Genomic DNA, 18,017 nt, shown 5'->3' with positions numbered 1-18,017 from the left:
GGGCTATGGGGCGCTGGCTGCTCCGTCTGGCGTCCCTGCTGCTGTCGGCGGCGGTGATCGCCGGGTTCGCCGGGGTCTGGGCCTGGAGCGAATTCACGCGTCCGGGCCCGCTCGCCGAGGAGACCACCGTCGTCATCCCGCGCGGCTCCGGCATGGAGACGATCGCCCACCGGCTGCTCGAGGCCGGGGTGATCGCCGATCCCCGCATTCTCGCCATCGGCGCCAAGATCACCGGCCAGGCCCGCCGCCTGAAGGCCGGTGAGTTCGCCTTTCCCGCCGCGGTCAGCCCGCGGGGCGTCCTCGATATTCTGGAAAGCGGCGCGACGGTCGTCCGCCGCGTGACGGTGGCGGAGGGGCTGTCCAGCCTTCAGGTCGTCGCCGTGGTGAACGCCGCAGAGGGGCTGGAGGGCGAGATCGAGGACGTGCCGCTGGAAGGCACGCTGCTGCCGGAAACCTATCACTACGCCTATGGCGACGACCGGGCCGATATCGTCGCCCGCATGCGCGCCGAGATGGACGAGACGGTCAAGGCGCTGTGGGAGAACCGCGCGCCCGACCTGCCGATCGCCAGCCCGCAGGAGGCGGTGATCCTCGCCTCCATCGTCGAGAAGGAGACCGGCGTTGCCGAGGAACGCCCGTTGGTGGCCAGCGTCTTCGTGAACCGGCTGAACCGGGGCATGCGGCTGCAGTCGGACCCGACGGTGGCCTATGGCATCGCCGGCGGAGAGGGGCTGGACCGGCCGCTGACCCGGGCCGACCTGAAGGCGGAGAACCCGTACAACACCTATGTGATCTCCGGCCTGCCGCCGGGGCCGATCGCCAATCCCGGTCCCGCCGCCATCGCGGCGGTGCTGCGGCCGGCGGAGACGGACTATCTGTACTTCGTCGCCGACGGCAGCGGCGGCCATGCCTTCTCCAAGACCCTGGCCGAGCACAACCGCAACGTACGTGCCTGGCGCCGGCACCAGCGGGAAAAGCGGGCGGAGTAGCGCTTCTTACTCTCCCCGTCATCCCGAACTTGTTTCGGGACCTCTTCGGACACGTCAGACTGGGAAGAGGTCCCGAAACAAGTTCGGGATGACGGGCTTAATTTTGATTCTACCCGGCCCCCTTCCGAGGCAGCCGCCGCAGCAGCGGGTCCACCCATGCCGGCGGCAGGGCCTGGAGCAGCCACATGGCCGCCGCCATCGGCCAGGGGAAGCTGATCCGTCCTCGGTTCCGCGCCAGCCCCCTCCGGATGATCCGCGCCGCCCGGTCGGCATCCATGATCAGCGGCATCGGGAAGTCGTTCACGTCGGTCATCGGCGTGCGCACATAGCCCGGGCAGATCACCGACACCCGGAGGCCCTTGCCGTGCAGGCTGCCCCGCAGGCCCTCGCCCAGAACCTTCACCGCCGCCTTCGACGCGCAGTAGCTCGGCGCCCCCGGCACGCCGCGATAGCCGGCCAGGGAGGCGACCAGTGCGAGCTGGCCGTGCCCGCGCGCCTCCATGGCCTCGATCGCCGGCAGAATCGTGTTCAGCACCCCGTCCACATTGGTGGCGAAGACCGCGCGCACCTGCTCCGCCGGCTCGGCCCCGTCGCGCCCGGCGGTGCCGGCGGAGATCCCGGCATTGGCGATCACCAGATCCAGGGGCGCGGCCCGGTCGCAGGCCTCGACCCAGGCCCTGACAGCCGTCGTATCGCAGACATCGACCACCGCCGTCTCGCAGGCTGCCCCGAGCGCCCGAACGTGCCGCGCCACCGCCTCCAGCCGGTCGGCGCTGCGGCCGGACAGGAACAGCCGCACCCCGGGCGCTGCGTATTCCTGCGCCAGGGCCGCCCCCAATCCGCTGGAGGCGCCGGTGATCAGGATCGTGCTCGGGTGGGCCATCTCGGTTGCCTCCTGCTTGGCGCCTCGGGTGCCCATGGATATAAGGGCCGGGACTTTTGATTTCGAAAGGATATCCCGTGAGCGAACAGAGCGCCCGCGTCACCAGCATGACGGGTTTCGCGCGCAGCGACGGCGGTGCGACCTCGACCTCCGACGACGGGGCCGCCACCGACTGGTCCTGGAGCTGGGAGATCCGCAGCGTCAATTCCAAGGGCCTGGACCTGCGCATGCGCCTGCCTTCGGTGGCCGAACGCTGGGAGCAGACAGTGCGGGAACGGGTGTCCGCCTCGGTGAACCGCGGCTCGGTCACGGTGAACTGGTCGCTGGAGAAGGCGGATAGGGCGACGACGCCGGAGCTGGTGGTGAACGAGGCGTTCCTGGAGACCGTGCTCGGCCTGCAGCAGAAACTGGAGGACAAGGGCCTGGTCTTCCCGACCGCGCCCAGCCTCGACCGTCTGCTGAATGTCCGCGGCGTGCTGGAGACGGTGGAGCGCGTGGCCGACACCACGGTGATCGAGCAGTTGCAGGCACCGGCCTTCGCCGATCTGGACACGGCCCTGGCCGCCCTGGTGGAGGCGCGCCACCGCGAGGGTGCGCGGCTCGAGACGGTGCTGCTCGGCCATCTGGACGAGATCGACAGCCTGACCGCCGATGCCGCCAAGGTCGCCGAGGCGCAGCCCGCCGCCCTGCGGAAGCGGATGGAGGGGCAGCTCGCCCTGCTGCTGGCGGCCTCGCCGCCGGTGTCGGAGGAGCGGCTGGCTCAGGAACTGGCGCTGTTGGCGACCAAGGCCGACGTGCGCGAGGAGACCGACCGGCTGTCCGCCCATGTCCACGCCTGCCGCGAGCTGCTCACCGGGGGCGGCGCGGTCGGACGCAAGCTCGATTTCCTGTGCCAGGAGCTGAACCGCGAGGCCAACACGCTGTGCTCCAAGGCGATCGACCTGGACCTGACCAATATCGGGGTCGAGCTGAAGACGCGGATCGAGCGGTTCCGCGAGCAGATCCAGAACGTCGAGTAAGCCGGAGACCCGCCCCATGATCACCAGACGCGGCCTGATGCTCGTGCTGTCCTCCCCCTCCGGCGCGGGCAAGACCTCGATCTCCCGCAAGCTGCTGGAGCGCGAGGACGAGCTGTCCATGTCGGTTTCCGTCACCACTCGGCCGCGCCGGCCGGGCGAAGTGCAGGGGCGCGACTATTTGTTCATCGACCCGACCGAGTTCCAGCTCATGGCGAACCGGAACGAGCTGCTGGAGCACGCCAAGGTGTTCGGCAACTACTACGGCACGCCGCGTGGGGCGGTGGAGGAGGCGCTGGCCGCGGGCAAGGATGTGCTGTTCGACATCGACTGGCAGGGCACCCAGCAGCTGGCGGCGAACGCGCGACAGGATCTCGTCAGCGTGTTCATCCTGCCGCCCTCGACCCGCGAACTGGAGCGCCGCCTGCGCACCCGCGCCCAGGACAGCGAGGAGGTGGTGGCCCAGCGCATGGCCAAGGCGGCGGACGAGATCAGCCACTATCCGGAATACCAGTACATCGTCCTCAACGACGACATCGCCGCCAGCGTGGAGAAGATCCGCGCCATCCTCCACGCCGAGCGCCTGAAGCGGGAGCGGCTGGTCGGGTTGCCGGACTTCGTGCGCGGCCTGCAGGACGGCAGCGGGGATTAAGCGGCGCTCACCCCGGCAGCCAGAGCTGGTCCGTGTGGCCGACGGTCAGCGCGCGTGGCTCCGAGGAAGCCCAGGCACGCCACGCGGCGATGCTCTCCGTTCGCTCCGGCGCGATTTCGGCGGCGGCACCCGACCAGCCGTCGACCAGCGCCCTCCGCATCGCCGTCTCGCCAGGGCCGACCTTCCAGTCGCTGGACGCCGTCTCGACACCGGGCAGTAGCCTGGAGAGCGCGCCCGGTGCGTCCGGACCGAGCGCCGCTCCGAAACCCTTGTCGCCGCGCTGGTGCCGGTTGACCAGGTCGCGGATCTCGGCGTCCTGCCCGGTCTCCCGCTCCCAGGCGATCCGGCCGTCATAGGTGAGCACCACCAGCAGGGCGCAGCCGATCTCGCGCACCCGGTCGGCCAGCCGCGCCAGCCAGGCCTGCGATACCAGGTCGATCAGCGCCGAGGCGGTGACGAGATCGGTCCCCTCGGGGATCAGCGCCGTCAGGTCGCCGGCGAGGTCGCCCGCGTGGAGCGTCACCCCGGGATGCCGCCGCGCCGCCTCCGCCAGCAGGGCACCGTCGGCATCGACGAGGGTCCAGCGCTGGTCGACGGCCAGGCGCGGGGCGAGGTGCGCCAGGTTGTTGCCCGACCCGGCGCCGAGATCGACCACCGACACCGGCCGCCGGCCGCCGAGCCAGTCGCCCAGCCGGTGCTCCAGCCCGGTCGCGCGGGCGGCGCTGTCGTAGGGTGCGCGGAGGGCCAGCCAGTCGGGGGAGAAGCTCATGCGAGGCCCTCCGCCACGGAGGCGAACTCTGCCCGCATCTCGGCCCAGCTCCGCAGTCCGGCCGCCGCCGATCGCGCACCCTCGGCCAGGGCGGTCCGGTGGATCGGATCGTCCAGCAGCCGAGCCATCGCCGCGCGGAGGGCGGGGATGTCGCCCGCCGGGACCATGACCCGGCCGGCCTCGGGCACGGACTCGGGCAGGGCGCCGGCGTCGCTGGTGATCACCGGCAGGCCCCAGCGCACCGCCTCTACCGGGGCGATGCCCCAGCCCTCGTGCAGGCTCGGGAAAACGAAGGCATCGGCCCGACGCCAGTGATCCGCCAGCGCCGCGTCGCCGACGGCGCCGGTGAGCGTGATCCGGCCGGACAGGGACGTGCCCTCTGTCAGTGTGCGCAGGCGCTGCGCATAGGCCGCGTCGCGCGCCTCGCCCACCAGGGTGAGGTGCCAGTCCCGGTCGGCGAGCGGCGCCAGCGCCTCCAGCAGCAGGTGCTGGGCCTTGCGCGGGATCAGCGTGGCGACGCAGAGCAGGCGCAGCGGTCCGGGCGCGCGGCTGTCGCGAAAGCCGAGGTCGCAGACGGGATCGACGCCGGGCACCACCGCCGTGACCCGGCCGCTGTCGATACCCAGTTCGGCCAGACGGCCATGGGTGGTGCGGCTGGTCACCAGGATATGCCGGGCATGGGTCAGGGCATCGACTTCGGCGCGCAGCCAGCGCTCCCGGTCCTGCGGGCTCAGGCCGGTCTCGTCGCCCAGCGGATGGTGCACCAGGGCGATGATTCTCAGACGCCCGTCATGACGGGCGAGGACCGGCGCCAGGGCGGTATAGGCGAGGCCGTCGACGATCACCCGGTGACCGTCCGGCACGGTGGCGAGGCCGGTCTCCGCTGCCTTGAGCGTCGCCGCGTCGCCTTCCGGAAACGGTCCGTCGACCCGGATCGTCCCGGCCAGCAGCCCGGCCTCGCGCAGCCCGGCGACGGCGTGGCGGTCATAGACGAAGCCGCCGGTCGGGGTCGCCGGATCGCCGGGGATCAGGACGTGAATGTCGGGGGGCGTCACCGCTGGGGCTCAGAGCGTGCCGTGATAGCCGGCCGAGGCGACGTGGGATTCGTTGAACACCACCTCCAGCGAGGCGAGTTCGTTGCCCGGGCGGCCCAATCCTCCGGACCGCGCCACCGCGGCGATCCTGTCGAAGGCGGTCTTGGCCAGAAACTCGGTAGTGGTGTTCACACCGGCGAACTCCTCCAACTCGTCCAGGTTCCGATAGGCCCAGGGCTGTAGCGTGTCGGACAGGGCGGCATGGGCGGCGCCGATATCGACCACCACGCCGTTGGCGTCCAGGGTTTCGGCATTGATCCGCAGATCGACCACATAGGTGGCGCCGTGCAGGCGCTGGGCCGGGCCGAACAGGTCGCCCTTGAAGGAGTGCGCGATCATGACGTGGTCGCGTACGGTGACGGTGAACATGCGAACTCCTTCAATCCTCGTAGCGGATGCGATGACATAGGGCGGGCAGGCTGCCATCGGCAAGGGCGGCCATGGTCGCCGGCAGGGCGTCGAACGCGCTCTCGCCGTCGATTAGGCAGTCGAGTGCCGGGTCGGCCAGCAGGGCCAGGGCCTTGTCCAGACGCCGGGCGTAGTCCCAGCGCGGCCGGTGCGACGGTGCCACCATGCCGACCTGGGTGGAGCGCAGAACCAGGCGGCGGCTGTGGAACGCCTCGCCCAGGGCCAGCGGGACCGGCTGGCTGCCGTGCCAGCTCGCCTCCAGCACCGTCGCCTCCATCCCGGCGAGGCGGAGCGCGGTGGCCAACCCGTCCGGCGTGCCGCTGGCATGGACCACCAGATCGGCGTCGATCCCATCCGGCGCCCGCGCGGTGAACGGGATGCCGAGACGCTCGGCGACGCCGGCCCGTGTCGGCTTCGGATCGATGCCGACCAGGTCGACGCCGGGCACGCGCGCCGCCAGATAGGCGATCAGCAGGCCGACCACGCCGAGACCGACCACCGCCACCCGGTCGCCGGGCGCGATGCCGGAATCCCAGAGCGCGTTCAGCGCGGTCTCCATATTGGCGGCGAGCACGGCGCGGGCCGCAGGAACCTCCGCGGGAACCGGGCGCACCATGTCGGCCGGAACGACGAAACGGTCCTGGTGTGGATGCAGGCAGAACACGGTTCGCCCGTCCTCCAGGGCTCCGACGGCGCAGTAGCCGTATTTCACCGGTCCGGGAAACCCGCCGGCCTGAAACGGACAGCGCATGGCGGCGTGCTGGCTTTCAGGCACCCGGCCACCGAAGACCAGGGTCTCGGTGCCCCGGCTGACTCCGGAAAAAAGCGTGCGCACCGCGACCTCGCCCGGCCCTGCGGGGGTCAGCGCCTCCTGGCGGATTTCGCCCTGTCCCGGCCGGACGACCCAGAATGCTCGGGCCTGCGCCATGCTCGCCTCACGCGGTTGTTGACCGGTGCCCCGTTGCCGGTCCGGTTCGCCGTACTAGGTTGCCCCGTACTAGCCCGGGGCGGGGCGAGCTGGAAGGAGGAATGGACGATGCCGACTCACATCCCCGCGATGACCCGTATCCCCGCGTGCCTGGGCAGGGTGGCCGCCGTGCCGCTGCTGGCCGCGGCTCTGTGTCTGACGCCGGGCCTCGTACGGGCGGAACCCTACGAGTACGTGATCGACCCCGAGCATACCGCCGTCGCCTTCTCGGTCCGCCATCTGGGCTTCGCCGACGTGCTCGGCCGGTTCCTGGAGGTGGCCGGGTCCTTCACCTTCGATGAGGAGGCCCGTACCCTCAGCGATGTCACCGCCGAGATCCAGGCGGCCAGCGTGACCTCAGACCATGCCGCCCGCGACGATCATCTGCGCAAGAAGGACTTCCTGTGGGTCGGCGAGCATCCGGAGATCCGCTTCACCGGGACCGGTGCCGAGCCGACGGGCGAGCGGACCGGCAAGGTGTTCGGCGACCTGACGATCCGCGGCGTGACCCAGCCGGTTGTGCTGGACGTGACCTGGAACCGCAGCGGGCGCTATCCCTTCGGCGACAAGCACTACGCCATCGGCATCTCCGCCCGAACCTCGATCAAGCGCTCCGATTTCGGCATGACCTACGCGCTGGAGGGCGACATGGTCGGCGACGAGGTCGATATCGTGCTGGAGTTCGAGGCGATCCGGCAGGAGTAGGGGGGCGTATCCGGCCGCACTTCGACTACCTCCGTCTCTCTCAGCCTCAAGCTCTACACGCTCCCTGGGCCTCTACGTACTCCCCAGCCTCTAAACACTCCCCGGCCTTGTGCCGGGGCGAACCCTTAAACCGACAGGGCGGCGGATTTTCTGTCGCGATCGCGGCACCCCCTGCGTTACCCCGGCACGAGGCCGGGGCGTGCATCGGGGCGGGCGCAGGTCCGGCCGGTTGTTCGACCACGGCGAACTGCGCTACGTCGTCCTCGCCCTGATCGCCGAGCAGCCGCGCCACGGCTACGAGATCATCAAGGAGATCGAGGACCGGGTCGCCGGCACCTACACGCCGAGCCCGGGGGGCATCTACCCGACCCTGACCCTGCTGGAGGAACTTGGCCACGCCACGGTGACCGAGGACGTCGGCAAGAAGCGCTACGCCATCACCGAAGAGGGGACGGCCTTCCTGGAGGGCAATCGCCCCGCCACCGATGCCGCCATGGCCCGGATGGACGCCTTCGCCGCCGAGGCTGGGCGCGGCCCCGACCCTCAGGTGGTGCGGGCCATGGAGAACCTGAAGCTGGCGATGCGGCTGCGCATGGGCCGCGGCTCCCTGAGCGAGGAGCAGGCCCGCACCGTCGCCGCCGCCCTGGACGCCGCCGCCCTGGCGGTCGAGCAGAGCTGACCGCCATCCGCCTCCTGCCGCCCGCAACCCGCAGAGGCAGGGCTTGATCCGGTGCCTCGCAGCCGCGAGGCTGCGGATATCGCCTCTCCGGGAAGGAACCCGCCCGATGACCGAGACGCCGACACGGCGCGGACCGTGGATCGTGAACGCCAGCCGGCGGGTCTATGACAACCCATGGATCGGTGTGAGCGAACATGACGTGACCGATCCGGGCGGCAATCCCGGCCTCTACGGCGTCTGCGAGGTCAAGTCCTTCGCCGTCGGGGTCGTGCCGGTCGATGCCGAGGGGCATGTCTGGCTGGTCGGCCAGCACCGTTTTCCCCGCGATTACTACTCCTGGGAGCTGCCGGAAGGCGGCGGCAGCATGGCGGTGCCGCCGCTGGACTCCGCCCGGCGCGAGCTCAAGGAGGAAACGGGGCTGAGCGCCGCCGGCTGGTGGGAACTGCTGCAGCTCGACTTCTCCAACGCGGTGACGGACGAGATCGGCTTCGGGTTTCTCGCCTGGGACGTCACCCCCGGCGCGTCGGACCCGGACGACAACGAGAAGCTGGAGATCCGGCGCCTGCCCTTCGGCGACGTGCTGGAGATGGCGCTGAACGGCGAGATCCGCGACGCCTTCTCCCAGGTCATGCTCATGAAGGTCGATATCCTGGGACGGCGCGGGGGCCTGCCGGCTCCCGTGGCCCGGGCGCTCGGCTACGACGCGGCGGGCTGACCCGTATACCGGACTACCGGGGAACCCTGAGATCGTAGGTGATCGAGCGCAGGTGGTCGATCAGCAGCCGCCGGTCCTTCAGATGGGCCAGATGCTCGAACGGGATCGTGTCGCCGATGGTCAGTCCCATGTCGGTGCCGATCTTGTTTGCCACCTCCTTGAACAGCAGCGCCTCGCGGAAGGTCTGGCTGACATTGCTGGCGAACTGGAACAGCTTGCTGTTCTGACCCTCGAAATACACCGGCACGACGCTGGCCTTGGCCGAGACGATCAGCTTGGAGGTGAACGGCTTCCAGTCCGGATCGACCGCCCGGCCGAAGGCGGATGGCGCGGTGGAGACGGTGCCGCCCGGGAACACCACGACGGCGCCGCCCTCGGAGAGTTCCTGCAGGGCGAGCTTGCGCGTCTCGATATTGGTCGCCAGCGCCTCGCGGCTCTCCGCGAAGTCGATCGGCAGTAGGAAGGGCTGAACCTCCGGCGCGCGGAACAGCACCGAGTTGGTCAGCACCTTGAAGCGCGGCCGGATGCGCGAGGTGAGGTAGCTGATCACAATCCCGTCAAGAACGCCGAACGGATGGTTGGCGACGATCACCAGCGGCCCGTCCTTCGGCACCGCCTCCCATTTCGCCCGGTCGTAGACCAGGTTGAGCTCCAGCTTGCGCACCGCGGCCGACCAGAAATCCTCGTCCGGCACCGGGTTCATGCGGTGCTCGAGATATAACCGCTTCACCCGCGGCTGGCCGGTCATCTTCTCCACCGCCTGGATCACCAAACGTTTGAGAAATGGGTGTTCCGCCGACGCGTAGGAGAAATAGGGCAGCTCTGGAGGCTCGGCCGCGCGTGCGGGTCTCAGGCGTCTCAGCAGGGCGGTCGTCGGGCCTTTGACCATGGCACTTCCGGTCGGGGCTTCTCGTTGGGCGATAAGGGTGAATGGTCGCCCGACGGCACGCTCCGGGTCAAGGATCGCGGCCGGACGGTTCACCCGGGGGCAGGGCTCAGCTGTCGGCCCACATGCGCAGCAGGTTCAGCCGGGCCTTCTCGACCCGCAGCATCAGCTCCTCGTCGCCCTTGGTGGCGACCAGCCGCTCCATGACGGCGGCCAGGTCGCCGATGATCTCGCGCCTGGCCGGATCGCGCACCATGCTCTCCATCCAGGTGACGATCGCCATGCGCCGACCTTTGGTGACCGGGTTCACCCGGTGGCGGTAATGGGTCGGGTACAGCACCGCGTCGCCCGCCTTGCCCTTGTAGACCTGCTCGCCGAAATCGGTGACCAGCACCAGCTCGCCGCCCTCATAGGCGCCGGGTTCGTTCAGGAAGATCGTTATCGACAGGTCGGTGCGCATCCCGGGCCACTGTCCCATCAGGGCGGCGTCCACATGGTCGCCGTAGCGGTGCCCCTCGGTGTAGGAGGCGAAGATCGGCGGCAGGATCCGGCGCGGGATGGCATTGATCGCGACCGTTTCGTTCTGCTTGATGATCGACAGCACGAAATCGGCGAGTTCCCGATACTCCGGGCTGTTCGGCGCCACCTGGGTGTTCTTCTTGATCTCCTTGCCCAGCGGACCGCCGCTCATGGACCCGTCCGCGAACTTCGCGCTGAACAGGCGCTTGGCGATGGTCTGCACCTGCTCCTTGGTGAGCAGACCGTCGATCACCGCAACCATAGCCGTCTCCCGATTGACCCGTTTGGTGTTGATTACCGCGCAATCCACCCCACCTTGGCCTTTCGATCAAGCCACTCTGTGGCGAGGACTAAAGCCAACGAGGATTTTATGGGACAGCTTGTCGACGGCGTCTGGCAGTCCGGCGACGTGCGCGGCGCCACTGAGGACGGAAACTTCAAGCGCAAGGAAAGCGCCTTTCGCGACTGGATCCGCGACGAACCCGATGCGCGCTTCCGACCGGAGTCCGGCCGATACCATCTGTACGTTTCCTATGCCTGCCCCTGGGCCCACCGCACGCTGATCTTCCGCAAGCTCAAGGGCCTGGAGAGCATGATCGGCGTGACCGTGGTCGATCCGCTGATGCTGGAAAACGGCTGGCAGTTCTCCGAGGAGCATCCCGACACCCTGCACGGCGCGGAATACCTGCATCAGGTCTATACCCGGGCCGATCCGAAATACACCGGCAAGGTCACGGTCCCGGCGCTCTGGGACAAGAAGGAAGGCACGATCGTCAATAACGAGTCGGCCGAGATCATCCGCATGTTCAACAGCGAGTTCGACGGCGTCGGCGCCAAACCGGGCGATTATTACCCGTCGGACCTTGCCGAGGAGATCGACGCGGTCAACGAGCGCGTCTACGAGACCGTGAACAACGGGGTCTACCGCACCGGCTTCGCCACCAGGCAGAAGGCCTACGAGGAGGCGTTCGACGGGCTGTTCGATACGATGGACTGGCTGGAAGAGCGGCTGAGCACCCGCCGCTACCTGCTGGGCGAGCGGGTGACCGAGGCCGACTGGCGCCTGCTGCCGACGCTGCTGCGCTTCGATCCGGTCTATCACGGCCACTTCAAGTGCAACCGCCACCGGGTCGTCGATTTCCCCAATCTCTGGGCCTATACCCGCGAGCTCTACCAGTGGCCCGGGGTCGCGGCCACGGTGCATCTCGACCACATCAAGTCGCACTATTACGGCAGCCACCGCACGGTGAACCCGACGGGGATCGTGCCGAAGGGGCCGCGGATCGATTTTACCGCCCCGCACGATCGGGACCGGCTGAAAGCGGCAGCCTAGAAGACACGTCGGCCCCGCGACTCGGCGGGTTCGCTAAAACGGCACGGCTCTTGCTTTGGTCTTGGCGATACACGGACTGGCGGTTTTCCGCCGGTCGAGCCAAGGGAGAACAGAATGTCGCTTGCCGCCGCACTGAAGAAGGGCCTCGAGACCGCCGACAGCATCGGCAACTGGGATCCGTTCGCGGACGAGACCAAGGTCAAGGCGGCCCCGCGGGCGGCCTCCGGCCCCGCGCTGGCCGGTCCGGCGAACACCAACGCCACCGGGCGGGGGCTGGTCGCCAAGGAAGACGCGGCCCGGCGCAACCCGATCACGGCGGTGCGCGACGGCCGCGGGTCGGCCGCGGCTCAGCCGACCCGGGCGAAGGCAGCTCAGCCGGCTCCAAGTCAGGCGACCCCGGCCCAGGCGACACCGGCCCAGGCGGCTCCCACGGCCCGGCAGGCGGCTCCCGCGCAGCAGCGCATGGCGGCCCGGCAGGGCGGTCAGAAGTCCGCTCAGAAGCCGGCGCAGCGGGCCAACTGGCTGCATGACGCCGTGCCCGGCGGCCGTGTGAATGCCGCCCAGTACGTGCGCGAACTGGACAGATTTGCCGCTGAAGAGAACCGAAGGGCGGTCTCGGACGTTGTCATGGAAGTGAACCAGAGCGAGGTGGAAGGCGTGGTCCGCCACGCGGCCCGGATCAAGGGGCGCTATCTCGCCAAGCTGCTGGATATCGGCAACAAGTCGAAATCCGGCGTCATGGAGGCGGAAGTGAGCGAACTGACCCGCTACCGTGAGACCTATGAAGAGCTTGCTCGCGGGCTCGACATTCTGAAGTCCGCGATCGAGGCCGGAGACATCTCCGTCTCCGGAACGGTTCGGCGCTGAGGGACAGCACCCCCGGGGCACACGCTCCTGGGGCCTGACGCGAAGAGCCACATTGCCTACCCCGAGTATCGAGGGCCGCCTGCGGGCGGCTCTCTTTCTTTTTAGGGAGGGTTTCGTTGTGAGGGGGCTTTGTAGGACGGGCGTCCCCTCGACCCGCCCTTACTCTTCGTCTTCCCAGCCTTGCGCCGGGATCCAGACGTCGGCGCGATGGAACCCTGGGGCCTGATCACTGAAGCTGACGCTGCCCCTTTCCTGGATCCCGGCGCAAGGCTGGGAAGACGGGAACAGGGGGATGTTTTGTCGGGGCCTGTTTCAGCGGCCCCCCCAATGGGCAACGCGCGCCGATCGCTGGGTTCCCATTGCCCCTCGGTAATCCTGACGTGCGTCGGGATCCAGGCGCACCGGATCTCGACGTCGGAATCCTGACCCTGACATGCGTCAGGAAGACGGGAGGAGCCGAAAGCTGCCTCCTGCCATGCCGGCATTGTGGCATCCCCCCTCGGCAGAGCCTCACACCCCAACAAAGAAAAAAGCCCGCTCCGGTGAGGGAGCGGGCGAGGTGAGGGGAGAGAGAGTGCCGTCTTGGGCCGGAGCCCTCCCGACGGCGAAGGAAACGGTTCGGGTCAGTCGCGGTCTCAGGCCTGGTGCAGGGCGCGCGGCGCCTGGCTGTTCAGGAAGCGGCGGGCCGCCTCGCGGTGATGGTCGTGGACGCTGTCCAGATAGATCCGGGCCTGGTGCAGGTCGCCGATGCGGGCGCCGTTATCCATGCGCTCCAGCAGGCAGGTGAAGCCGACCTCCTTCAGGCTCTCGAACTCCTCGTCGGTCATCTCGTCCATGTGCTGGCGGAACTGATCGGCGAAGACCCGGGCGAAATGGGTCATGGCCTCGCGGCGGAAGCGCCAGGGCCGGGCCGAGAGATGCAGCGCCCATTCGTCGATGGCGCCGCGGATGGCCATCGGAAGCTGGTTGAACAGAAGCCCTTCTGCGGTGGGCACGTTCTCGTTGGCGACGCCGAAGACGGTGTCGAGCTGGACCGGGCCGGCGGCGCGGCCGCACAGACTCACCGCACTCATCATCGGCACGTGCCTGGCATGGGCCACCCCAAGGGCGACCGCCCCGTCGTTGGAAGCCTCGAAATGGATCGGATCGATATCGCGCATTCTGCCTCTCCCGCAGCTGGATTGTGTTCGGGAGAGGCAACGCAAGTGCCGGGCCAAGGGTCGCCACGGTGTAACACGTTGAAATATATGAAAATTCAAAGCTAGAATTATGCCGCGGGTAGGATTTGCCGGGGGAGCACCCGGCAAGCGCTGCCGCACTGGACGGAAAACTCCGCCTCGGCCAATCTGGCTCGGCCCGTCTGGCGCCCGTCCGCCGGCATGCCGCGGGCAAAAAAAGGGGCCGCGACAAGCGCGGCCCGAGTTAAGGGAGGAAACGCCCAAGAAGTATTCACAGCATGTTGGGCAGTCATGCTGCACTGCAAAATATGATCGGCTGGGATATGCTTTGCAAGGCCTTTTCCATGCCGCGACGCAAAAAATTCAGATCGGGAACAAAGTCGAATGCCGGAAACCCCGAAAGATCAAAGGGATGTCCCACCCGTCCGTACCCTTACAGCCAGAAGGGATGCTCCCGGCCTTTGGCACCTGGCCTTGCAGGGGGCGATGCTGGCCGCAACCGGTGCGTTGTGTCTGACCCTCCAGGGCGGCCCGCTGGTGGCGGCGATGCTCGCGCACGGCGTGCTGCTGTCCTTCCTGTTCCCGCCGCTGCATGAATGCGTTCACCGCACCGCGTTCAAGACCGTCTGGATCAACAAGGCGGTGGCGGAGGTCTGCGGCTTCCTGCTGCTGCTGCCGCCGCGCTGGTTCACCGCCTTCCACATGGCGCATCACCGCTTCACCCAGGATCCGGAGCGCGATCCCGAGTTGGCGAGCCCGAAGCCGACCACCTTCCTCGGGTATCTCTATATGCTGACAGGGCTGGAATACTGGTACCGGATGGTCAAGGGACTGGTCGGCCGCGCCTTCGGGCATACGCCGGGGGCGTTCCTCGACAGCCGGTCGCGTGCCCGCTCGATCGTCGAGGCGCGGGTCTATCTGGCGCTGTATGCCGCCATCGCCGTCATTTCGGCGCTGACCGATCCGCGGCCGGTGCTGGTGCTGTGGATCGGCCCGGCGCTGCTGGGCCAGCCGTTCCTGCGCGCCTATCTGCTGTCGGAGCATTGGGGTTGCCCCTCGGTGAAGGACATGTGGGCCAATACCCGCTCGGTGGTCAGCATCGCGCCGATCCGCTGGCTCGCCTGGAACATGCCCTATCACGCCGAGCACCACGCCAATCCCGGCATCCCGTTCCACGCCCTGCCGGCCTATGGCGCGGCGATGCAGGGGTCGCGGAAGGTCGAGGCGGCGGGCTATCTGCCGTTCCACGGCGAACGCATCGCGGCGCTCAGGAACGGTACGGCGGAACCGCTGTAATCCGGTCAGGGCGTCCGTTCGGGGCGCAGGATGTCCCAGACATACTCGTTGGTCAGGAAGATGCTGGTGTCGTAGACGATGTTCAGCCCGGCGAAGGCGCCGGCGGTCACCGCTCCGCCGCCGTACAGGTAGCCCAGGGTGAAGTTCCGGCCGACGCCGATGAAGCGGTAGAGGATGGTCTTCTCGACGATGGTCTGCTCGGTGGTCTCGTCCAGGGTCGGCCCGAGATTCTGCCAGGCGTATTCGAAGCCGTAATAGGCCGCCGCCGCCGTCGCCGCGTTGACGACGAAGAACCCGGTCGTGGTGGCGGCCGACGCCCCGACCAGCAGGTCGAAGACCAGCACGTCGGCGGCATTGGCGGCCGCCTGATAGGTCAGGGTCTTGTACAGGGTGCGCCGCCACAGCGGCAGGTCTTCGCCGGTTTCCCGCTCGACGGCGGCGGAGGGCAGCATGGCCGGTGCTTGCGTGGGGGCCTGCTGGGCATGTGCCGGCATGGCGGACCAGAGCGTCAGCACCGCCGCAAACAGCAGACAGCGTCCCGTGGCCGATCCGATCAGCGTCATCGCGGCTATCCCCCGGAAAGCATGGTTCGTCCCCTCGGGAGACTATAGCAAGGTGCCGACCGCCCGTCGTCGGCCGACCCCTATCCGATGCGGGTTTTCGCCAGGCGATCCTCGTCCAGCGCCACGCCGAGGCCCGGGGCCTCGCCCAGAACCATCCAGCCATCCTCGTAGGTCAGGGTCTCGCTCAGCATGTAGTCGCGCCGCTCGGCCGACCATTCCGGCGGGTCGAACGGGAACTCCAGGAACGGCGGGTTGCCGGCCCCGCAGGCCAGATGGGCATTGGCCGCCACGCCCAGGCCGTTCGACCAGGTATGCGGGGTGAAGACCAGGTTGGCGGCGACGGCGGCCTCGGCGATCCGCTTCAGCCCGCCGATGCCGCCGGTCAGGGCCGCGTCCGGCTGCAGCACGTCCAGGCAGCGCCGCTCGATGATCGTATCGAACTCGAACACCTCGCGGTTCATCTCGCCGCCGGCGATGCGGATGTCGACGGCGTCGCGCAGGGCGGCCATGCCGGCATAGTCGGCCCGGTGCAGCGGCTCCTCCATCCAGTAGATGTCGAGCGTCTCCAATTCGCGGGCGACGGCCAGCGCATCCTTCAGCGACCAGGGCCGCTCGGTGTCCCAGGGCATGCGCCAACCCTGGTTGCAGTCGACCATCAGGGTCAGCCGGTCGCCGACCGCGCCGCGCACCGCCTCCAGCGCCTTGATGTCGTCGCGCCAGTCGCCGCGGTGGAAGCGGATCTTCATCGCCGGGAAGCCTGCCTCCAGGAAGGACAGCGCGGCGTCCGCCATCTCCTGCGGGCCGCGCAGGGTGCCGGAGGAGGCATAGAGCCGGGTGCGGTCGGAGCGCCCGCCCGTAAGGCGCCAGACCGGCTGGCCGAGGATCTTGCCGGCCAGATCCCACAGGGCGAGATCCAGGGGCCAGTAGCGGCTGTAATGGAAGGCGAGGTTGTCCAGCACCCGGTTGTGCCGGTCGAGGTCGAGCGGGTTCTGTCCGACGAACAGCGCCGCATGCCGCTCGAAGCCGAGCATGGTGTCGCCCGACCCGATTCCCACCAGACCCTCGTCGGTGACGACCCGCACCACGGTGGCGTCGAACTCGGTGCGGGGGCGTGTGTCCCAGCTCGCCCGGAACGGCGGATCCAGGGGCAGGCGGTGGTGGGTAATGTCGATGCGCTCGATTTTCATGGAGCGCAGTGGGGACTTTCGCGTTGCACCCGTCAACGGCGAATGCGACCCCCGGTGGCGCTTTTCGACGCGAAACTGAAACGCAAGTCTGAAACCCTTGCGGCCACCCTTCCAGACGGAGACGCCCCATGCTGTCCGCCTTCACCCATGAGCCCAGCCCGGCCATGAGCTACGGGCTCGACCGGGTCGATGCCCTGCCGGACGATGTGGCGGCCCTGTGCGGTGCGGCCGCGCGGGTGCTGATCGTCACCGATCCCGGCGTCGCCGCCACCGGCATACCGGACGCGGCGGCGCGCCGCCTCGCGGCCGCCGGGATGGCGGTGGAGCGGTTCGACGAGGTCGAGAGCGATCCCTCGGCGGCGTCGATCGACGCGGCGTCGCGCCAGGCGCGCAGCCACAAGGCGGATCTCGTGCTCGGCATCGGCGGCGGCTCGGCCCTGGATGTCGCCAAGCTGGCCGCCTCGGTCGCGGTGGCCGACGCGTCGGCGGAATCCTATGCCGTCATGGCCAATCCGCTGCCGACCCGGGCGATCCGCAAGATCCTGATCCCCACCACCTCGGGCACCGGGGCGGAGATGACCCGAACGTCGGTCTATGGGCTCGACGGCGGCCGCAAGGTCTGGGCCTGGGGCAGCACGCTGAAGGCGGATCTGTCGATCCTCGACCCGTCCATGACCCTGGGCCTGCCGGGACCGCTGACGGCGGCGACCGGGCTCGACGCCCTGGTGCATGCCATCGAGGCGTATACCCATGTGCGCTCGACCCCGGTTGTGGCGGGCATGGCGCTGCAGGCGGTGGCCCTGGTGGCGCAGAACCTTGAGCGGGCGGTGACCACGCCGGGAGATGTGGAGGCGCGCGGTCGCATGGCGCTCGGCTCGGCGCTGGCGGGGGTGGCGATCGACGCCTGCGGCACCGGCATCGCCCATGCCTACGGCCATGCGCTCGGGACCCTGGCGCATGTCCATCACGGCCGGGCGGTGGCCCTGGCCATGCGGGTGACGCTGCCATGGTCGGCGCTGCGGCGGCCGGACCTGTACGCCCCGATCGCCACGGCGCTCGGCGTCGATCCGCGCCTGACCGGCGACGAGTCCGAACATGCGGCTGCCGGGGCCGACCGGTTCGAGACGCTCCTGCGCTCGGTCGGCCTGCCGGTGTCGCTGGCCGATAAGGGGTTGAGCGGCAGGGACGCCCCCCGGCTGGTCACGGTCGCCCTGGCGGCGGAGAACCGGCCGATGATCGACAACAACGCGATCCGACCGGACGACGCGGAACTGCTGGATCTCGCCCGGGCGATCCTGGACGCGGAATAGG

At 68.9% G+C, this 18,017-nt stretch carries 20 protein-coding genes; 10 read left to right on the top strand and 10 right to left on the bottom strand.

Annotated features, from left to right (window positions below; all coding sequences use genetic code 11):
• Nucleotides 1-5 precede the first annotated feature (5 nt).
• Nucleotides 6-989, top strand: coding sequence for an endolytic transglycosylase MltG (gene mltG / locus G578_RS0100660; RefSeq protein WP_028792613.1), 984 nt, complete (start codon nt 6-8; stop codon nt 987-989).
• Nucleotides 990-1,098: 109 nt separating this feature from the next.
• On the opposite strand, the gene G578_RS0100655 is transcribed toward mltG, so the two are convergent.
• A complete protein-coding gene (locus G578_RS0100655) occupies nt 1,099-1,872 on the bottom strand; it encodes an SDR family NAD(P)-dependent oxidoreductase (RefSeq protein WP_028792612.1) in 774 nt (257 codons plus the stop codon).
• Between the two features lie 77 nt (nt 1,873-1,949).
• On the opposite strand from G578_RS0100655, the gene G578_RS0100650 reads away from it, so the two are divergent.
• Nucleotides 1,950-2,891: a YicC/YloC family endoribonuclease gene (locus G578_RS0100650; protein WP_051243438.1), complete on the top strand. Its 942-nt coding sequence runs from the start codon at nt 1,950-1,952 to the stop codon at nt 2,889-2,891.
• Between the two features lie 16 nt (nt 2,892-2,907).
• Nucleotides 2,908-3,540, top strand: a complete 633-nt coding sequence (gene gmk, locus G578_RS0100645) for a guanylate kinase (RefSeq protein ID WP_028792610.1) — start codon at nt 2,908-2,910, stop codon at nt 3,538-3,540.
• Between the two features lie 7 nt (nt 3,541-3,547).
• Here gmk and G578_RS0100640 read toward each other — a convergent pair whose 3' ends face one another.
• The 4 genes from G578_RS0100640 to G578_RS0100625 are packed head-to-tail and all read right to left on the bottom strand — an operon-like array spanning nt 3,548 to nt 6,739.
• Nucleotides 3,548-4,309: a class I SAM-dependent methyltransferase gene (locus tag G578_RS0100640; RefSeq protein WP_028792609.1), complete on the bottom strand. Its 762-nt coding sequence runs from the start codon at nt 4,307-4,309 to the stop codon at nt 3,548-3,550.
• Nucleotides 4,306-5,364: a glycosyltransferase family 4 protein gene (locus tag G578_RS24000; RefSeq protein WP_038012984.1), complete on the bottom strand. Its 1,059-nt coding sequence runs from the start codon at nt 5,362-5,364 to the stop codon at nt 4,306-4,308. The genes G578_RS0100640 and G578_RS24000 overlap by 4 nt, the downstream gene beginning before the upstream one ends.
• A 9-nt stretch (nt 5,365-5,373) precedes the next feature.
• On the bottom strand, nt 5,374-5,772 hold the full coding sequence (locus tag G578_RS0100630) for a 6-pyruvoyl trahydropterin synthase family protein (RefSeq protein WP_028792608.1): 399 nt from the start codon (nt 5,770-5,772) through the stop codon (nt 5,374-5,376).
• A 10-nt stretch (nt 5,773-5,782) separates the two neighbouring features.
• Nucleotides 5,783-6,739, bottom strand: coding sequence for an MDR/zinc-dependent alcohol dehydrogenase-like family protein (locus tag G578_RS0100625; protein ID WP_028792607.1), 957 nt, complete (start codon nt 6,737-6,739; stop codon nt 5,783-5,785).
• 108 nt (nt 6,740-6,847) lie between these two features.
• On the opposite strand from G578_RS0100625, the gene G578_RS0100620 reads away from it, so the two are divergent.
• The 3 genes from G578_RS0100620 (at nt 6,848) to G578_RS0100610 (ending at nt 8,877) form a co-directional block, all read left to right on the top strand.
• Complete coding sequence (locus G578_RS0100620; RefSeq protein WP_245565533.1) at nt 6,848-7,483, top strand: YceI family protein; 636 nt, start codon at nt 6,848-6,850, stop codon at nt 7,481-7,483.
• 199 nt (nt 7,484-7,682) lie between these two features.
• Nucleotides 7,683-8,162: a PadR family transcriptional regulator gene (locus G578_RS0100615; RefSeq protein WP_245565532.1), complete on the top strand. Its 480-nt coding sequence runs from the start codon at nt 7,683-7,685 to the stop codon at nt 8,160-8,162.
• Nucleotides 8,163-8,268: 106 nt separating this feature from the next.
• Complete coding sequence (locus tag G578_RS0100610; protein WP_028792604.1) at nt 8,269-8,877, top strand: NUDIX domain-containing protein; 609 nt, start codon at nt 8,269-8,271, stop codon at nt 8,875-8,877.
• 13 nt (nt 8,878-8,890) lie between these two features.
• Here the strand turns inward: G578_RS0100610 and G578_RS23995 are convergent, their stop codons facing one another.
• Nucleotides 8,891-9,766, bottom strand: coding sequence for a lysophospholipid acyltransferase family protein (locus tag G578_RS23995; RefSeq protein WP_084618586.1), 876 nt, complete (start codon nt 9,764-9,766; stop codon nt 8,891-8,893).
• 106 nt (nt 9,767-9,872) lie between these two features.
• Nucleotides 9,873-10,544: a Fe2+-dependent dioxygenase gene (locus tag G578_RS0100600; RefSeq protein WP_028792603.1), complete on the bottom strand. Its 672-nt coding sequence runs from the start codon at nt 10,542-10,544 to the stop codon at nt 9,873-9,875.
• Between the two features lie 108 nt (nt 10,545-10,652).
• On the opposite strand from G578_RS0100600, the gene G578_RS0100595 reads away from it, so the two are divergent.
• Nucleotides 10,653-11,615, top strand: a complete 963-nt coding sequence (locus tag G578_RS0100595; RefSeq protein WP_028792602.1) for a glutathione S-transferase family protein — start codon at nt 10,653-10,655, stop codon at nt 11,613-11,615.
• Between the two features lie 114 nt (nt 11,616-11,729).
• A complete protein-coding gene (locus tag G578_RS0100590) occupies nt 11,730-12,482 on the top strand; it encodes a hypothetical protein (RefSeq protein ID WP_028792601.1) in 753 nt (250 codons plus the stop codon).
• Nucleotides 12,483-13,117: 635 nt separating this feature from the next.
• Here G578_RS0100590 and G578_RS0100585 read toward each other — a convergent pair.
• Nucleotides 13,118-13,642: a hypothetical protein gene (locus G578_RS0100585; protein ID WP_028792600.1), complete on the bottom strand. Its 525-nt coding sequence runs from the start codon at nt 13,640-13,642 to the stop codon at nt 13,118-13,120.
• Between the two features lie 504 nt (nt 13,643-14,146).
• Between G578_RS0100585 and G578_RS23990 the strand changes: the two genes are divergently transcribed.
• Nucleotides 14,147-14,956, top strand: coding sequence for a fatty acid desaturase (locus G578_RS23990; RefSeq protein ID WP_051243432.1), 810 nt, complete (start codon nt 14,147-14,149; stop codon nt 14,954-14,956).
• Nucleotides 14,957-14,961: 5 nt separating this feature from the next.
• On the opposite strand, the gene G578_RS0100575 is transcribed toward G578_RS23990, so the two are convergent.
• Together G578_RS0100575 and G578_RS0100570 are read right to left on the bottom strand one after the other, a co-directional pair.
• A complete protein-coding gene (locus tag G578_RS0100575) occupies nt 14,962-15,519 on the bottom strand; it encodes a DUF2061 domain-containing protein (protein WP_028792599.1) in 558 nt (185 codons plus the stop codon).
• A gap of 80 nt (nt 15,520-15,599) precedes the next feature.
• A complete protein-coding gene (locus tag G578_RS0100570) occupies nt 15,600-16,706 on the bottom strand; it encodes a mandelate racemase/muconate lactonizing enzyme family protein (RefSeq protein ID WP_028792598.1) in 1,107 nt (368 codons plus the stop codon).
• A gap of 128 nt (nt 16,707-16,834) precedes the next feature.
• On the opposite strand from G578_RS0100570, the gene G578_RS23985 reads away from it, so the two are divergent.
• On the top strand, nt 16,835-18,016 hold the full coding sequence (locus tag G578_RS23985; protein ID WP_051243429.1) for an iron-containing alcohol dehydrogenase: 1,182 nt from the start codon (nt 16,835-16,837) through the stop codon (nt 18,014-18,016).
• Nucleotide 18,017: the final 1 nt, after the last annotated feature.

This window comes from Thalassobaculum salexigens DSM 19539 (assembly GCF_000423805.1).
GTDB classification, from domain to species: Bacteria; Pseudomonadota; Alphaproteobacteria; order Thalassobaculales; family Thalassobaculaceae; genus Thalassobaculum; species Thalassobaculum litoreum.
The sequence above is the reverse complement of the archived record's forward strand: the minus strand, read 5'-3'. Positions and strand labels throughout refer to the sequence as shown.

Excerpts from the sequence above, each read along its gene's own strand:
- gmk (WP_028792610.1), top strand. The coding sequence starts at position 2,908 with ATGATCACCAGACGCGGCCTGATGCTCGTGCTGTCCTCCCCCTCCGGC.
- G578_RS0100600 (WP_028792603.1), bottom strand. The coding sequence starts at position 10,544 with ATGGTTGCGGTGATCGACGGTCTGCTCACCAAGGAGCAGGTGCAGACC.
- G578_RS0100595 (WP_028792602.1), top strand. The coding sequence starts at position 10,653 with ATGGGACAGCTTGTCGACGGCGTCTGGCAGTCCGGCGACGTGCGCGGC.
- G578_RS0100610 (WP_028792604.1), top strand. The coding sequence starts at position 8,269 with ATGACCGAGACGCCGACACGGCGCGGACCGTGGATCGTGAACGCCAGC.
- G578_RS0100590 (WP_028792601.1), top strand. The coding sequence starts at position 11,730 with ATGTCGCTTGCCGCCGCACTGAAGAAGGGCCTCGAGACCGCCGACAGC.
- G578_RS0100655 (WP_028792612.1), bottom strand. The coding sequence starts at position 1,872 with ATGGCCCACCCGAGCACGATCCTGATCACCGGCGCCTCCAGCGGATTG.
- G578_RS0100570 (WP_028792598.1), bottom strand. The coding sequence starts at position 16,706 with ATGAAAATCGAGCGCATCGACATTACCCACCACCGCCTGCCCCTGGAT.
- G578_RS0100585 (WP_028792600.1), bottom strand. The coding sequence starts at position 13,642 with ATGCGCGATATCGATCCGATCCATTTCGAGGCTTCCAACGACGGGGCG.
- G578_RS0100630 (WP_028792608.1), bottom strand. The coding sequence starts at position 5,772 with ATGTTCACCGTCACCGTACGCGACCACGTCATGATCGCGCACTCCTTC.
- G578_RS0100620 (WP_245565533.1), top strand. The coding sequence starts at position 6,848 with ATGCCGACTCACATCCCCGCGATGACCCGTATCCCCGCGTGCCTGGGC.
- G578_RS0100575 (WP_028792599.1), bottom strand. The coding sequence starts at position 15,519 with ATGACGCTGATCGGATCGGCCACGGGACGCTGTCTGCTGTTTGCGGCG.
- mltG (WP_028792613.1), top strand. The coding sequence starts at position 6 with ATGGGGCGCTGGCTGCTCCGTCTGGCGTCCCTGCTGCTGTCGGCGGCG.
- G578_RS23995 (WP_084618586.1), bottom strand. The coding sequence starts at position 9,766 with ATGGTCAAAGGCCCGACGACCGCCCTGCTGAGACGCCTGAGACCCGCA.
- G578_RS23990 (WP_051243432.1), top strand. The coding sequence starts at position 14,147 with ATGCTGGCCGCAACCGGTGCGTTGTGTCTGACCCTCCAGGGCGGCCCG.
- G578_RS23985 (WP_051243429.1), top strand. The coding sequence starts at position 16,835 with ATGCTGTCCGCCTTCACCCATGAGCCCAGCCCGGCCATGAGCTACGGG.
- G578_RS0100640 (WP_028792609.1), bottom strand. The coding sequence starts at position 4,309 with ATGAGCTTCTCCCCCGACTGGCTGGCCCTCCGCGCACCCTACGACAGC.
- G578_RS0100625 (WP_028792607.1), bottom strand. The coding sequence starts at position 6,739 with ATGGCGCAGGCCCGAGCATTCTGGGTCGTCCGGCCGGGACAGGGCGAA.